The sequence below is a fragment of the Streptomyces sp. NPDC059875 genome, assembly GCF_042731085.1.
Classification (GTDB): domain Bacteria; phylum Actinomycetota; class Actinomycetes; order Streptomycetales; family Streptomycetaceae; genus Streptomyces.
Window position 1 is genome coordinate 135,761 of the sequence record NZ_JBHWJZ010000019.1, and the last position, 14,776, is coordinate 150,536.

The 14,776-nt window shown below is 74.4% G+C and carries 11 protein-coding genes; 6 read left to right on the forward strand and 5 right to left on the reverse strand.

Annotated elements, in window-relative coordinates; translation table 11 throughout:
• Positions 1-23: 23 nt before the first annotated feature.
• Positions 24-593, reverse strand: a complete 570-nt coding sequence (locus ACFV9D_RS23470; RefSeq protein WP_385149439.1) for a hypothetical protein — start codon at positions 591-593, stop codon at positions 24-26.
• A 367-nt stretch (positions 594-960) separates the two neighbouring features.
• Between ACFV9D_RS23470 and ACFV9D_RS23475 the strand changes: the two genes are divergently transcribed.
• From ACFV9D_RS23475 to ACFV9D_RS23490, 4 genes are all read left to right on the forward strand, one after another.
• Positions 961-2,097 carry a hypothetical protein gene (locus ACFV9D_RS23475; protein ID WP_385149442.1) on the forward strand — a complete coding sequence of 379 codons (1,137 nt, stop codon included), beginning with the start codon at positions 961-963 and terminating at the stop codon, positions 2,095-2,097.
• A gap of 170 nt (positions 2,098-2,267) precedes the next feature.
• Positions 2,268-5,399 (forward strand): BTAD domain-containing putative transcriptional regulator, encoded by a 3,132-nt coding sequence (locus tag ACFV9D_RS23480; RefSeq protein ID WP_385149445.1) that lies wholly within the window; start codon positions 2,268-2,270, stop codon positions 5,397-5,399.
• 136 nt (positions 5,400-5,535) lie between these two features.
• Positions 5,536-5,739 carry a hypothetical protein gene (locus ACFV9D_RS23485; protein WP_385149448.1) on the forward strand — a complete coding sequence of 68 codons (204 nt, stop codon included), beginning with the start codon at positions 5,536-5,538 and terminating at the stop codon, positions 5,737-5,739.
• A 71-nt stretch (positions 5,740-5,810) separates the two neighbouring features.
• Positions 5,811-7,850, forward strand: a complete 2,040-nt coding sequence (locus ACFV9D_RS23490) for a BTAD domain-containing putative transcriptional regulator (protein WP_385149451.1) — start codon at positions 5,811-5,813, stop codon at positions 7,848-7,850.
• 72 nt (positions 7,851-7,922) lie between these two features.
• Here the strand turns inward: ACFV9D_RS23490 and ACFV9D_RS23495 are convergent, their stop codons facing one another.
• Both ACFV9D_RS23495 and ACFV9D_RS23500 read right to left on the reverse strand, forming a co-directional pair.
• The gene (locus tag ACFV9D_RS23495; protein ID WP_385149454.1) at positions 7,923-8,672 is read right to left on the reverse strand and encodes an ABC transporter permease; all 750 of its coding nucleotides are present in this window, start codon (positions 8,670-8,672) and stop codon (positions 7,923-7,925) included.
• Between the two features lie 2 nt (positions 8,673-8,674).
• The gene (locus tag ACFV9D_RS23500) at positions 8,675-9,640 is read right to left on the reverse strand and encodes an ATP-binding cassette domain-containing protein (protein ID WP_385149457.1); all 966 of its coding nucleotides are present in this window, start codon (positions 9,638-9,640) and stop codon (positions 8,675-8,677) included.
• 84 nt (positions 9,641-9,724) lie between these two features.
• Between ACFV9D_RS23500 and ACFV9D_RS23505 the strand changes: the two genes are divergently transcribed.
• Together ACFV9D_RS23505 and ACFV9D_RS23510 are read left to right on the forward strand one after the other, a co-directional pair.
• Positions 9,725-10,948: a sensor histidine kinase gene (locus ACFV9D_RS23505; RefSeq protein ID WP_385149460.1), complete on the forward strand. Its 1,224-nt coding sequence runs from the start codon at positions 9,725-9,727 to the stop codon at positions 10,946-10,948.
• A 2-nt stretch (positions 10,949-10,950) separates the two neighbouring features.
• Positions 10,951-11,601, forward strand: a complete 651-nt coding sequence (locus tag ACFV9D_RS23510; RefSeq protein ID WP_385149535.1) for a response regulator — start codon at positions 10,951-10,953, stop codon at positions 11,599-11,601.
• A gap of 206 nt (positions 11,602-11,807) precedes the next feature.
• On the opposite strand, the gene ACFV9D_RS23515 is transcribed toward ACFV9D_RS23510, so the two are convergent.
• Together ACFV9D_RS23515 and ACFV9D_RS23520 are read right to left on the reverse strand one after the other, a co-directional pair.
• A complete protein-coding gene (locus ACFV9D_RS23515; RefSeq protein WP_385149463.1) occupies positions 11,808-12,851 on the reverse strand; it encodes an LLM class F420-dependent oxidoreductase in 1,044 nt (347 codons plus the stop codon).
• Between the two features lie 174 nt (positions 12,852-13,025).
• Positions 13,026-14,693: a class I adenylate-forming enzyme family protein gene (locus tag ACFV9D_RS23520; RefSeq protein ID WP_385149466.1), complete on the reverse strand. Its 1,668-nt coding sequence runs from the start codon at positions 14,691-14,693 to the stop codon at positions 13,026-13,028.
• Positions 14,694-14,776: the final 83 nt, after the last annotated feature.

Sequence of the window (14,776 nt, forward strand, 5' to 3'; positions counted from 1 at the left end):
CGTCGCCCCCGGTGCCGGCGCCGTCAACCGATGTCGCCCTGGATCTCGACCCCGGACACGGTGCCGCCCTGCCTCACCGTCCTCGCCACGACACGGCCCTCCACCCGGCCCGACGTGACGCCACGGGCGCGCACGCCGGCCACGCTTCCGGCGACCTCCTCGGCCCGCACCTCGCCCGATACCGCGAGCGCCCGCTCCGTGCGGTTCTCGCCTGCGAAGGTGAGGCGCCTGCCGTAGATCGCTTCAAGAATGTTCCGGACCGCGTCGGCCGTCTCCAGCAAGGTCGCATCCGCGGGGTCGATGTCCGTGATGCCGTTCGCGTACGGTGCCAGGACCTGCCAGAACACGGTCAGGTCCTCGCGGAACTGCTGAACGACTTCGATGTCTGCCTGAGCCGGCTCCACGGTCCCGGCGAAGAGGCCGGGCTCGGCCACTTCCAGCGTGACGGGATCGCTCCCGTTCGCCCCCTCGGCACCGTCCGCCCCGTTCCGCTCCCTCCGGCGTTGGAGCAGTTCCCCAGCCTGTTCGTAGAGGAACTTGACGCCTTCAGCGAGGACGACCGAACCGAGAACAGTGAGCGTGATCGGTTCCATGAACGCCTCCTTGGGGTGCCTGCGCCAGATCGTATTACCGTCCATTCGCGGATGCGGCGGAATCGTCGAGGGCGGGAGATCCCACCGCGCAGCGACAAGCGAGCGCGAGCAGTGGTCGACCTGACGGGAGATCCGGTCTGCGGGGCGCGATCTCGGCCACGTTCGGGAAGACCTCTTTCGGGCGCGGGAGTCCTGGCGTCGTTGAGGAGGCGGCTTGTCGCACGCAGGCGGCGGCGCAGGGTGAGCGGAAACCGGCCAGGCTATATCTCGCGTTGATCGGACGCAGATCTCCGTCCTCTTTCATCGAGGCTCGGGGGCTCGGCGAGCTCCCTGACCGTGCATGACCAAGGGAACGGGAGCCGACGCAATGCATCCGCGATGGAGTGAGGAGTTCCGGCAGCGTGGCACGGCCGCGTCGCAGGGGGACGCGGACGGCGACGTCCGGCCCGCCGCCCCCGCGCGCACCGAGGCCGGCGCCCGAGCCGCCTTCCTCGGCCGGGTGGCGGGCGCGGGCGCCGACCCGGTCGAGCTCCTGGAACGGGCCGCCGCGACTGCCGACCCGCGCACCGGACCCCTCGGGGCGGTGCCGGAGGCCGTGCCCGGGTCGACGGGCCTGTGGGCGTGCGGGGTTCCCGTGCCCGACCCGTTCGGCATCCTGCCCGACGGGACGACCGGCGTCGCCGTCCCAGGGCACGGCGGCGACGCCCGGAGCGCCCGCCTCGCCGCCCTGCTCACCGCGCTCGCCGTGTACGGGACCCTCGCAGCCGTCCCGTACGCCCGGACCGTGCGCGAGGTCTGGGGCCTCGACCTCGTCACCGGGCGGCTGCGCCGCGTGCCGGCCCGTGAGGCCCACCCCGCCCCGGCGCCGGACGCACCCTTCCGGCCGGCGCCCGGCGCGGCGGCCGGGCTCACCTGGGCGGCGGCCGTGGAGACCGCGCTGACCCGGCACTGCGAGGAGCGGTTGACTCACCTGCTCGCCGAGCCGGGGGTGCGGGTTCCCCGGCTCGCCCTGCCGGCCCACGGCGACGCCCCCCTTCGCGCCCTGCGCGCCGTGGGCGAGCCGGTCGCCCACGATCTGTCGGCCCTGCTCACCGTCCCGGCCTGCGCGATCCGGCTCCGGGCGGCCGCCGACGGCGACGACCGAGACGACCACGACGACCGCGCAGGCACGGTCGTCGCCGTCGGCGCCACCCTGGCCGAGGCCGTCGCGGCCGCCGTGGAACGTGCTTTGATCCTCGGCGCGGGCGCGGGCGCGGGCGCGGGCGCGGGCGCGGACCGGAGCAGGCCGGCCGTCCCCGCCGTACCCTCCATCCCCGCCGTCACGCCGGACCGTGAGGCGCCCGGTCCTCCGGTTCCGGCGGATCGCGGGACGTCGGGGCGGGTGGGCCTCGTCGAGGCGCTCCGATCCCGGGGACGAACTCCCGTCGCGGTGCTGCTGGACCACGATCCGCGGGCCGTCCGCCTCCTCCCGTACCTGGTGCAGGTGGTCATGATGGATGGCTGACGTCTCGTCATGTTCGCTGCGTCCAGGCTTCGCGGGAAGCGAAGGACCCGGCAGGTGCCGGTTCCGTGCCCGCCATGTAATGATCTCGTGACCGGACGCCGTGCGTTCGGAGACTGCGCGACACGGGGGTCGCGCAGCGGCGAGCGCAGAAGGCAGGAACCATGGGGGGGTTGATCCGATTCGGCGTGCTCGGAGCCGTGTCCGTGCACCGGGGCGAGACTCTGATCACCATCGGATCGCCCCGGATTCAGGCCCTTCTCGTGGCGCTGTTGCTGCGCTCCGGCCGGGTGGCCGCCACGCAGGAACTCATCGACTCCGTCTGGGGCGAGGAGCCTCCGAGCTCCGCGCTCGCCAGCCTGCGCACCTACGTGTGGCGGCTGCGGCAGCTCCTGGAAGAGGACTCCGGCTCCCCGCAGTTGCTGCTCTCCCAGCCCGACGGCTACCGCATGGCCGTCCCGCCGCTCTCGGTGGACGTGCACCGCGCCGAGCAGCTGGCGGCCGACGCCGCCCGTGCGCGGTCCGAGGGCGACGACGAGACGTGCGGACGGCTGCTGACCGAGGCGCTCGGTCTCTGGCAGGGCGCGCCGCTGGCCGGGGTGCCGGGACCGTACGCCGAGCAGCAGCGGGCCCGCTTCACCGAACTGCGGCTCCGCCTCGAGGAGGAACGTTTCGAGCACCAGCTGAGGGCCGGCCAGTACGGCGCTGTCATCCCCGACCTGACCGTGTTCACGCGGGAACACCCGCTCCAGGAGCGGCCGTACGGCTTCCTCATGCGGGCCTTATACGCCTCCGGGCGGCAGGCGGACGCGCTGGCCGTCTTCGCCCGAGCACGGCACGTGCTCGCCGAGGAGCTCGGCGTCGACCCCGGACCCGAACTCGCCGCCCTGCACGAGCGGGTCCTCGGGGCCGACCCGCTGCTCGACGTCCCGGCAGGCGGAGCCGAGCCGTCGGCATGGGCGTCCGAAGGAACCCACGGCCCGCCGGCCCTCGACGCGTCCCCGGACGCCGACGTGTCCCGAGACCTCGACGTGTCCCGAGACGCCTACGCGTCCCCCGCCGTCGAGGTCGAGACCGCCGTCGAGGCCGTCCCCGCCTCCGCGTCCGCTGCTGGTCCGGGGCCCGCCCCCGGGGCGGAGACGGCGGCGGAGTCCGCTGCTTCGGTCTCCGCCCGTCCCGCACAACTGCCTGCCGACGCCTTCGACTTCACCGGCCGGGTCGAGCAGGTGGCGGAGCTGTGCCGGGTGCTCACCGACCCCGAGCGGACGTCGCTGCCCGTCGCGTCCATCAGCGGCATGGGCGGGCTCGGCAAGACCACTCTCGCCCTGCGGGTCGCCCACCGGATCAAGCACGAGTTCCCCGGCGGCCAGCTCTACGCCGACCTGCGCGGCAGCGGGCTGGATCCCGCCGACCCCTCGACCGTCCTCGGCAGCATGCTCGCGGCGATGGGCGTAGCGACGCACTCGTTGCCCGCCACGACAGAGGACCGGGCGCGGCTCTTCCGCACCCTGCTCGACGGCCGACGCATGCTGCTGCTCCTGGACAACGCCCGCGACCCCGCCCAGGTCGGCCCACTGCTGCCGGGCTCCGCCGACTGCGCCGTGATCGTCACCAGCCGGTCCCGGCTCGTCGGGATCCCCAGCGCGGTCACCGCCGTGGCCCTGGACGCGTTCGGGTCCGACGAGGCCATCGAACTGCTCACCGCCATCGTCGGCGAGGACCGGGTGGCTGCGGATCCCGAGGCGGCGACCGCCCTGGTGACCGCCTGCGGACATCTCCCGCTCGCGGTGCGGATCGTGGCGGCGCGCCTCGCGGCCCGGCCGCGCTGGCAGATCGAGACGATGAACCGCCGACTGGCAGACGAGCGCCGCCGCATCGGCGAGCTGCGCGCCGGCGACCTGGCGGTGGCGGCCACCTTCGAACTCGGCTACCGCCAGCTGCCCCCGGAGCAGGCCCGGGCCTTCCAGCTGCTCGCCCCGGTAGCCCGGCCCAGCATCAGCCTGGAGGTGGCCGCCGCGGCACTCGGCCTCGACGAGTACGACGCCGAGGAGCTTCTGGAGTCCCTGGTCGACGCGGCCATGCTGGAGGCGCCGCAGCCCGGCCGGTACCGCTATCACGACCTCGTCTGGGCCTTCGCACTCCAGCTCGGCGTCCCCCCGGGCGACGGGGGCGCGGAAGCGGGCATCCCCGTCCTCCTGCCGCTCCTGGAGCACCTGCTGGCCGCTGGGCGCGCCGCGTTCCAGTGCATGGTGCCCGGCGACCCCGACGGGATCTTCCTCACCGACTGCGCCGCGCCGGCGCCGGACTTCGCCGGACTCGCCGAGGCGCGGGCCTGGGTGACCGCCGAGTTCGAGTGCCTCACCAACGCGCTGACGCTGGCTGCCCGCAGCCCGGTCGGTTCGGGGCCGCGGATCCTGCGCGTCGCCGCCGACCTGCTCATCGCCCTGACCCCCTTCGGCAAGGACATCCCGTACGGTCAGCTCGCCGCCGCCGCGAGGGCGCTGGCCGAGACCGCCGCGCTGCGCGGCGACGATCACGTCGTGGGCCGGGCGCAGTTCGTGTGCGGGAACACGGCGCTGCAGAGCGCCCAGCTCGCCGAGGCGGAGGAGTTCGCCCGGCGCGCGGCGGAGGCCTGCGAGCGCGTAGGAGACCTGGTGATCCTCCGGCAGACCATGAACGACCGGGGGCTGATCGCACAGTTCCAGCACCGCTACGAGGACGCGGTGACCTGCTACGACCAGGCGATCGAACTGGCGAAGAAGCTCGGGCACCGGTCGGGCGAGCTGGTGACGCGGCTCAACGCGGCGCAGGCCAGGCTGCGCAGCGGCCGGGCCGAGGAGGCGCTCGTCGCCTGCGGCGAGGCGCTGGCCGCGCTCGTGGAGGTCGAGGACCACCACGGCGCCGCGTACGCGCTCTACGTGCAGGGCATGGCCCTGCACGAGCTGGGTCGGCACACCGAGGCGGTCGCGAGCCACACCCAGTGCCTCTCCCTGTGCGCGACGTGGCAGATCCTCGGACAGGAGTCGCAGGCCCGCTTCCGGATGGCCGAGACCCTGCGGGTCATGGGCCGCCTGGAGGAGGCGGTCGGGGAGGCCACCCGCGCCCTCGTGCTCTGCGCGCAGCGCGGGGCCGAGCGCGACCAGGGGCTCGCCCTGCTGGTGCTCGGCCGCACCCTGGCCGACCGCGGCGACACCCAGGCCGCCGTGGGCAGGGCCCGGCAGGCGCACACGGTCTTCACCCGGCTCGGGCTGCCCGACGCCGACCATGCGGCGGCGCTCCTCTCCGCGCTCGGCGAGCGCCCGTGAAGCGGTCTCAGCCCTTCCGGGGGAGGAGATATATGCGCAGGTCAGAGCACATATCCAGGAGTTATCCAGCGTAGATCGGCAGTTGGCAAAGTCTCACTCGACAGCACGAACGACGAGCGAACGGAAGACCGAGCGCATGCGAGCCCACACCTTCACCACCCGCACCTTCACCACCCGCACCTTCGCCACTCTGCGTACCGCCTGCGTCGCCGCCGCGGTGCTCGGCCTCGCCCTCCTGGCCGCCGCCGAGACGGACCTCGCGACCCCCGCGCAGACCGCCGTGGTGGCCGACGGCCCGATCATCACCGACCCCCAGAAGGAGTGGAACAGCCGCGGCTGACCCCGACGGCACGGTCCGTCACGTTCATCGGGACGGACCGCGGAACGCGATCGACATGCCATGGGGGAATCATGACGGGTGGTAGTCCGGCGACGGCGTTGGCGGAACGAGACGTCGCCACTCTGGTCCGCACCGCGCGGGCCCGCAACGGGGTCAGCCAGCGGGACCTCGCCGAGAGATCCGGGATCGGTCTGCGCACGCTCCGCGAGATCGAGCGGGGCCGGGTCCGCGCCCCGAGAGCCGGGTCGCTGCGCAGGATCGCCGAGGCCCTGCGCGAGCCCGAACTGCTGGCGCAGGTCGGGGGCGCGACCGACGCCGACGGGGGCGTCGCCGAGGACGACCCGCTGGTCCTGCGGATCCTCGGCCGGCTCTCCGCCGTGCGCGGTCCGGCCGAACTGCTCACCGGCACGCCGAAGCAGCAGTCCCTGCTCGGACTGCTCGCGCTCCAGGCCAATCAGGTGGTCGAGCGCGACGAGATCGTCGAGGTCCTCTGGGACGGCGAACTGCCCGACACCTTCGGGCAGCTGATCCACACCTACGTCTCCCGGATCCGGGTGATGCTGGAGACCCACACGGTTCCGGGCACGGACCGGACCACGATCCTGCGCCGCGGCGGCGGCTACGAACTCCAGCTCGACGACGATCGACTGGACATCCTGGAGTTCGGCCGGCTGACCCGCGAGGCCGAGTGCGCCCGCGCCTGCGACGACCCCGCCGATGAACAGGCCCTGCTCGGCGAGGCGCTGCGGCTCTGGCGCGGCCCTCTCCTCGACGGCGCGTCCCCGCGCCTGACCAGCCACCCCGCCGCCGTCGAGCACTCCCGTCGGCGTGTCGCCTCGGCGCTGCGCCTCGCCGATCTCGCCCTCGCCCGGGGGCAGTACGAGGAGGTGCTCGCGCAGCTCGGGCCGATCGCCCGGCACGAGACGCTGCACGAGGGCCTGCACGCCCGGCTGCTCACCGCGCTCGCCGGGTCCGGCCGCCGGGCGGAGGCGCTGGAGCTGTTCGCGGCGGTCGACCGCAGGCTCCGGGTCGAGAGCGGCATCGAGACCGGCGCCGAACTCCGGGACGCCCAGATGGCGGTGCTGCGGGAGGACGCCGCGACGGTGACGGCGGGCCGCGCCGACGCGCACTCCGCCCATCTGCCCCGGAGCGTCGGCGACTTCGTGGGCCGGGTCGAGCACTTCCAGGTCCGTCAGTACCTGACGGGCCAGGGGCCGCTCGCGGCGTTCGGCGCGGCGCCGGTCGCCGCGCTCCACGGACCCGTCGGAGTCGGCAAGTCCGTCCTGACCGTCCAGATCGCCGCGGCCGCCGCACGCCACTTCCCCGACGGCGTCCTGCACGCCCGGATGCGCACCGGCACGTTCGACGAGGTCCGCACGGTGCTGACCGGCTTCGCACGCGCCCTGGGCGGGCCGGCCGAGCGGCTGCCCGCCGGTCTGCCCGAGCTCACCGCCCGGTACCAGGAGCTGGTGGCCGGTCGGAGGGTCCTCGTGGTCGTCGACGACGCGGCGGGCGAACAGGCCGTCCGGCCCCTGCTGCCGTCCGGCCCCGGCGCCGCCGCCCTGCTGGCGAGCCGGGCCCCGCTGTCCGGCCTGGAGGGCGCCCAGCACTTCCGGGTCGAGCGCTTCACCACCGACCAGTCCGTCTCCCTGCTCGCCCGGATCGCGGGGGAGCGGCGGGTGCTGGCCGAGCACGCGGCGGCCGAGACCATCGCGGAGCTGTGCGACGGGATCCCGCTGGCCGTCCGCATCGCGGGCATGCGGCTCGCCGCGCGGCCCCACTGGACCCTCGCCCGGCTTGCGGATCGGCTGGCCGACGAGGAGCGCCGGCTGTCGGAGCTGGTTGCCGGCGACCTGTCCGTACGGGAGCGCCTGACGTCCGCGCACCAGGGCCTGGACCCTGCGCTGCGGGACGCCGTGCGCGCCCTCGCCCGGTCCGCGGACCCGGCGTTCACCCCCGCCGACGCGGCCGCCGTGCTGCGCTGCGGCGGACGCCAGGCGGAGGACCTCCTGGAGCGGCTGGTCGACCACCAGCTGCTCGAACCCCCGGGCGGCGCCGACGGGACGTACGCGTTCCCGCCGCTGGTGCGCCTGCACGCCTGGGAGCAATGAACGGCGTGAGGGGACGGTCGTCGATGCCCACCGCCCCCGTCCCCTCACGCGCTTTCTCGGCCGGCCGGTCGCTCACGCGTCGCGGACGCGGAGCGTCAGCCAGCCGCCGACCGCCGCCGCGGCCGCCCACGCGGCCATGACCAGCACACCCGTCAGCGGGCTGTACGGGGCCCCCACGGCGGGTTCGAGACGCAGCCCGTACTGGCCGGCCCGGTCCGGCAGGTACCAGGCCAGCTCCTTCAGGCCCGGGATCTCGGCCAGCACGGGGGAGACCAGGAAGAGCACCGGCACCAGGACGCCCATGGAGAGCATCAGGCTGCGCAGCATCGCGGTGAACCCCATGCACATGATCGCGAGCAGCGGGAAGTACAGCGCGCACACCGCGACCGCGCGCGCCGTGCCCGCCTCCCCGAACGCCATGCCGTGTGCGCCGAGCAGACGCTGCGAGAGGAAGAACGTGCCCAGCGAGGCCACCACCCCCGCCACCAGCGCCAGCGCCGCGGCGACGGTCAGCTTGGCCGCGTACATGAGACCCCGCCGGGGCACCGCGGCCAACGAGACGCGGATCGCGCCGTGCTGGTACTCGTTGCCGATCACCAGGACGGCGAAGGCGATCACGACGACATGGGCGAAGAGGATGCCGTAATAGCCGAGCTGCACCGGATCGAAGCCCGGCCCGCCCGCCTCCTCGGCCCCCACCGAGCCCGACACACCGGCGCCGATGCCGATGAGCAGGGCGGCGGCCAGGGGCAGTGACCACAGGACCGGCCGCACCGAGCGGATCTTCGTCCACTCCGACCGGAGCACCGCGTTGACAGTCATGTTCAGGCCACCTCTTCCAGGGGTCGTCCCCCGTACTCCACCGAATCGGCGGTCATCCGCATGAAAGCTTCTTCCAACGAGTCCTCGACCTGGACCAGTTCCAGGACGGCGGTCCCCTCGTGAGCCGCGATCCGGCCGACGTCGGCGGCCTCGGCCGCGTGCACCTCCAGCGCGCCGCCGTCGCCCGCCGCCACCCGCAGCCCCTTGCGCACCAGGGCTTCGCGCAGCCGCGCCGGCTCGTCGGCGCGCACCCGCACCCGGGATCGGCCGTGCTCCGCGGCGAACTCGGCCATGGACACGTCCGCCAGCAGCCGGCCCATACCGATGACGACCAGCCGGTCCGCGAGCAGCGCCGTCTCCGTCATCAGGTGACTGGAGATCAGCACCGCCCGGCCCCGCGCCGCCAGTCCCTTGAGGAAGTGCCGCAGCCAGCGGATGCCCTCCGGGTCCAGTCCGTTGACCGGTTCGTCGAGGATCAGCACCTCGGGGTCGCCGAGGAGAGCCGCCGCGATGCCCAGGCGCTGGCGCATGCCCAGCGAGAAACCGCCGATCCGCCGCTTGGCGGCCGACTCCAGGCCCACCTGCTCCAGCACCTCGTCGACGCGCGTCCGCGGCAGGCGCCCGGCATGGGCGACGCAGAGCAGATGGTCGCGTGCGGTCCGCCCCGGGTGAGCCGCCCCGGCGTCCAGCAGGGCGCCGACATGGCGCAGCGGCTCGACGAGCCGGCCGTACGGCCGCCCCGCGACCAGGACCTCGCCCGCTGTGGGCCGGTCCAGCCCCAGGATCATCCGCAGGGTGGTCGACTTCCCGGCCCCGTTCGGGCCGAGGAACCCGGTGACCGAACCGGCCCGCACCTGGAAGGTGAGGCCGTTCACCACCGTCCTGTCGCCGTAGGCCTTCACCAGGCCCCGTACTTCGACGGCGGGTGCGTCCCCCGCACCGTGCGCCGTTGCGTTGTCGCTGTTCATGTCCTCAAGCCAATCGTCCGGCGGCCCCGGACGGATCCCCCGACGGCGGGAGTCGCTTCCCCCCGGGGAGGGAGCTGATCCACGATGAACCGTCTGACGTCCACCCTTCTCCTCGCCATGCGCCAGGGGCGCACGTACACCCGTGGACTGCATCTGCTGGTCGGCGCGGCCGTGGGACCGGTGTGCGTACTGGTGTGGCCCGGCATCTCGGAGAACCTGGGGCGCACCCTGGCAGCCTGCGCGCTGGTGCCGGTGGTCCCCCTGCTGCTGCTCGGCATGGTGCCGGGGATGCGGCGCGCTGAGGGCATCCAGGCGCTGCTGCTGCTCGTGCCGGAGGACCGGAACGCGATCGGCCGCGCCCCGGCCAGGAGCCTCTCGGACCGCTGGCGCACGGGTGTCTGGCTGGTGCTGCGGTGCTGGTGGGGACTGCTCGTCGCCAGCGTCCTCGCCCAACTCCTGTCCGTCACCGGCACGCTGGCGACCGCGCCCGCCCTCGACAGCTCCCGGACACTGCTCGGCGTCACCCTCCGGGGCGGCCACCAGAACATCTGGTACCTGGGGCTGGTGCCGCCGCTGCTGCTCGTCGCCTTCGCCCTGGTCGTCGGGGCCGGCGCGGTCCAACTCGCGCTCGCGCGCCGGCTGCTGGGCCCCTCGACGGTCGAGCGACTCGCGGAGGCAGAGCGCAGGGCGGACCGGCTGCTGGCCCGCAACTCGCTCGCGGGAGAACTGCACGACTCCATCGGGCACGCCCTCACGGTCACCGTGCTCCAGGCCGGCGCGGCCCGCGAACTCATCGACATGGACCGGGACTTCGCGCTCCGGGCGCTGACCGCCATCGAGGAGACCGGCCGGCGCGCGATGGACGACCTGGAACGCACGCTCGGATACCTGAAGGAGGGCGAGCCGGCGACCCGCACCGTCCGCCCCACGCTCACGGACGTCGGGCAGCTCCTGGAGGCGAGCCGCGCGGCGGGCGTCACGGTGCGCGCCCGCACCGCGGCCGACGTCGACGCGGTCCCGGGCGTGGTCTCCCGCGAGGCGTACCGCATCCTCCAGGAGGCGCTGACCAACGCCATGAAGCACGCGCCCGGGTCACCGGTCGACGTCGTGCTCGCCGTCACCGACGAGCAGGTCTGCCTGTCGGTGGCGAACCGGCTGGTCGAGGAGGCGCCCCCGGCCCGCGGCACCGGCAAGGGGCTGCGCAGCGTGCGGGAGCGCGCCGCGCTGCTGGGCGGCCGGGCCACCGCCGGAGCCGCATCGGGGCGCTGGACTGTCAGCGCCCGTCTCCCCCTACGGTTGGGATCGTGATCATGGACATCTCCGTGCTCCTCGTCGACGACGAGGAACTCGTCCGGGCCGGCATGTCGGCCATTCTCGGCAACGCCCCCGGCATCACCGTGGCCGGCGAGGCCTCCGACGGCTGCGAGGTGGTGCCGCTGGTCCGGAAGCTGCGCCCGGACGTCGTCGTCATGGACGTGCGGATGCCCACGGTCGACGGCATCACCGCCACCCGCGACCTCATGGCCGCCGTGCCCGCGCCGCCGCGCGTCCTGGTCATCACCACCTTCGAGCGGGACGACTACGTCTACGAGGCGCTCAGGGAAGGGGCGTCGGGCTTCCTGCTCAAGCGGTCCCGGCCGGCCGAGATCGTGCAGGCCGTCCGTACCGTGGCGACCGGGGACTCGGTGCTGTTCCCCGCCGCGATCCGCTCGCTGGTCCAGGGCCGCCCGGCGCGCGAGACGGGCGACGGGCTCGCCCGCGCCCAGCTCACCGAGCGGGAGGCGGACGTGCTGCGGCTGATCGCGCAGGGGCTGTCCAACGCGGAGATCGCCGAGCGGCTCTTCCTCGGGGTGCAGACCGTCAAGACCCACGTCAGCAGCACCCTGGCGAAGCTGGGGGCGCGCGACCGCACCCAGGCGGTGGTCATCGCGTACGAGTCGGGGTTCGTCGGCGTCGGCTGAGACGGCCGGGGGCCCGCCGGCCGACGAGCCTCTCCCACCGACGGGGCCCGCCGCCCGACGTGCCTCTCCCGCCGACGGGGCCCGTCGGCCGACGAGCTCAACCTGCCGAAGAGGCTCTCCGGCAGGCGGGGTTCTCCACTCGACGAAGCTCTCCGGCCGACGCGCCCCGGCCGTTTCAGCCTGAGGCTCGCCGGCCCGCGACCCCTTCAACCGATGAGGTCCCTCAGGCGGGAGACCACCGTCGCCTCGGACTCGCCCTCCTGCGGCACCGGGACGACCTGGAGGTGGGTGACCCCGGCCTCCCGGTAGGCGTCGAGGCGGTCCTTCACATAGCTCTCCGTGCCGCAGATCGTGGTGGCCTCGAGCAGAGCGTCGGGCACCGCCGCCGCGGCCCCGGCCTTGTCGCCCGCCCGGAACAGCCGCTGGATCGCCTCGGCCTCGCGGGCGAAGCCGTACCTGCTGACCAGGTCGTGGTAGTAGTTGTGGCCGGGCGCGCCCATGCCCCCGACGAACAGCGCGAGTTGACCGCGGGCCAGCTCCCGGGCGCGCTCGGCGTCCGGACCGATCGCGAGCAGGCCGCCCGCCGAGATCTGCAGCGGCCCGAGCTCCGGGTCGCGCGCGGCTGCGCCCTCCTTCAGCGCCGAGCCCCACACCTGGTCGCACCATTCGGGCACGAAGAACAGCGGCAGCCAGCCGTCGGCGGTCTCTGCGACCATCCGGACGTTCTTGGGGCCCAGTGCGGCCACCCACACCGGCACGGAGGGGCGGACGAGCGGTGTCAGCAGCCGCATCGGCTTGCCCAGTCCGGTGCCCTGCCCCTCGGGCAGCGGGAGCGTCACCGTGCGGCCCTCGTGGCGCACGGGCTCGTCCCGCCTCCAGAAGGCGCGCATGACCTCGATGGTCTCGCGGGTACGGGCCACCGGCGCGGCGTACGGCACCCCGTGGAGGCCCTCCACGACCTGCGGGCCCGAGGAGCCGAGGCCGAGGTGGCAGCGCCCGCCCGACAGGGCGTCGACGCCGGCCGCCGTCATGGCGAGGAGCGCGGGGGTGCGGCTGAACACCGACAGGATGCCGGAGCCGATCTCGATCCGCTCGGTGCGGGCGGCGAGGAAGCCCATGAAGCTGGGGGCGTCGTAGCCGTACGCCTCGGGGACCCAGACGAGGTCCAGGCCGGCCCGCTCCAGTTCGGCGACCTGGCCGGCCGCGGCGACGATGTCGGTGTCGTACTTCAGCTGCATGGAGATCTTCATGGCGGGGCGCTCCGGGTGTCGGCGGCGGGACGAGGCGGCGGGGGCGGGCGCGCCGTGCGCCTGGCGGCGGAGGCGGGCGCGGCGGAAGCGGGTGCGGAGAGGACGACGGGGCGTCAGTCGCGGGTGCGGAGGGGCGCCGGTCGGGCGCGGGGGCTGCGGCGGAGTGATGGGGCGTCAGGCACCCGGCGCGGCAGGGGTGTCGAGGCGGCGGAGGGCGCCCTCGGCGATCAGCTCCCGCACCCGGAACTTCTGGATCTTCCCGGAGGCGGTCAGCGGCAGGCCGTCGGCCAGGTACCAGCGCGCCGGGATCTTGTGCGGGGAGAGCTGCTCGCGGCAGCGGGCGACGGCCAGGTCGAGGTCCGGGCCCTCCGGGCGGTCGGCGGCGGGCAGCAGCACCGCGGCGACGATCTCGCCCCATCGGTCGTCCGGCACCCCCACCACCAGGGCGTCGCGGACGCCCGGCAGCGTGCTGAGGAAGGACTCGAGGGGACCGGGCGCGATGTTCTCGCCACCCCGGATGATCAGGTCGCTCAGCCGGCCCTCGATCCGGACGGCGCCGGTCGCGTCCATCGAGCCGAGGTCCCCGGTGTGCAGCCAGCCGTCCGCGTCGATCTTCCGGGCGGTGGCCTCCGGGTCGCCGTAGTACGCGAGCAACTGCTGGTATCCGCGGGCGCAGATCTCGCCGGCGACGCCGAGGGGCTGCACCCGGCCGGTGTCCGGGTCCACGATCTTGCACTCGACGTGCGGGAGCGGGCGGCCCACGGTGCTGGTCTTGTCCTCGGCGCTGTCGTCCGGCCGGGTCAGGGTGACCACGGAGGCCAGCTCGGTCTGCCCGTACAGGTTGAACACCGTGGTGGAGAACAGCTCCTCGGTCTCGGTGATCAGCTGCGGACGGACCGGCGCCGCGCCGGTGAGGACGGAGGAGAGCCGCGCGCCTTCGCCGTCGGCGGCGCGGGCCACGTCGTTGAGGGCGGTCAGCACCGTCGGCACGCTGGTCAGCACCGCGCCCGGGGAGCGGCGCAGCACCTCGAAGAGGACCTTGGGGTCGAAGCGCTCCAGCAGGGTGAAGACGCCGCCGCTCCACAACGGCCCCAGGCAGGAGATGACGCACCCGGCGGTGTGGAACATCGGCAGCGGCGAGACGACGGTCGCGCCGTCCTGGACGCCGAGCCCCTCGAACGTCAGGCGGGCGACGTTGACCACCGACCGGTGCGACAGCAGCACCGCCTTCGGGTCGCCGGTGGTGCCCGAGGTGAACTGGATCTGCGCCGGCACGGCCGCGACCTCCTCCTGCGAGGGCAGCGGAGCGGAGCCGCGCAGCGACTCCCACGCGGCGAGCGGCACGACGTGCCGCAGCCCCGGCAGGCCCGGCGCGACCTCCTGGACGACCTCGGCCATGGCGTAGCCGCGGCTGGCGTCGGCGTGGATCAGCATCTCGGCCTCGGAGGTGCGCAGGGCGTGCGTCAGCTCACCGGCACGCAGCGCGGGGTTCAGCGTCACCAGCGTCACCCCGGCCAGCGCCGCCGCGTACTCGATGATCGGCCACTCCGGGAGGTTGGGCGCCCACAGGGCGACCCGAGCGCCCAGTCCGACGCGCTCCCGCAGCCCGCCGGCGACACTCTCGGCCTCGGCGAGCAGTTCGGCGTACGTCCAGCGGCGCGGCGCGCTGCCGTCGTCCGGGACGGACTCCAGGGCGGGGGCGTCCGGGCGACCGGCGGCGACCTCCCGCAGCAGGGAGCCGACCGTGTGGTCCGAGAGCGGCAGGCCGGTGTCCGCAGGGCGGAGGGACTCGATGAGCGGGGCGTCGGTGAGCGGGGCGGCCGGTGCGGTGCTGACCTGCATGGGGATTCTCCTCGGCGGGGTGGTTGCCGGTCCGTCCGGCGCTGGTCACATCCCATCGCGCGGGCCCCGGGCACCGGATCCCC

What these genes read in the sequence shown, in the direction of transcription:
- ACFV9D_RS23470 (WP_385149439.1), bottom strand. Translation starts at nt 593, where the DNA reads ATGGAACCGATCACGCTCACTGTTCTCGGTTCGGTCGTCCTCGCTGAA.
- ACFV9D_RS23475 (WP_385149442.1), top strand. Translation starts at nt 961, where the DNA reads ATGCATCCGCGATGGAGTGAGGAGTTCCGGCAGCGTGGCACGGCCGCG.
- ACFV9D_RS23485 (WP_385149448.1), top strand. Translation starts at nt 5,536, where the DNA reads ATGCGAGCCCACACCTTCACCACCCGCACCTTCACCACCCGCACCTTC.
- ACFV9D_RS23490 (WP_385149451.1), top strand. Translation starts at nt 5,811, where the DNA reads ATGACGGGTGGTAGTCCGGCGACGGCGTTGGCGGAACGAGACGTCGCC.
- ACFV9D_RS23495 (WP_385149454.1), bottom strand. Translation starts at nt 8,672, where the DNA reads ATGACTGTCAACGCGGTGCTCCGGTCGGAGTGGACGAAGATCCGCTCG.
- ACFV9D_RS23500 (WP_385149457.1), bottom strand. Translation starts at nt 9,640, where the DNA reads ATGAACAGCGACAACGCAACGGCGCACGGTGCGGGGGACGCACCCGCC.
- ACFV9D_RS23505 (WP_385149460.1), top strand. Translation starts at nt 9,725, where the DNA reads ATGAACCGTCTGACGTCCACCCTTCTCCTCGCCATGCGCCAGGGGCGC.
- ACFV9D_RS23510 (WP_385149535.1), top strand. Translation starts at nt 10,951, where the DNA reads ATGGACATCTCCGTGCTCCTCGTCGACGACGAGGAACTCGTCCGGGCC.
- ACFV9D_RS23515 (WP_385149463.1), bottom strand. Translation starts at nt 12,851, where the DNA reads ATGAAGATCTCCATGCAGCTGAAGTACGACACCGACATCGTCGCCGCG.
- ACFV9D_RS23520 (WP_385149466.1), bottom strand. Translation starts at nt 14,693, where the DNA reads ATGCAGGTCAGCACCGCACCGGCCGCCCCGCTCACCGACGCCCCGCTC.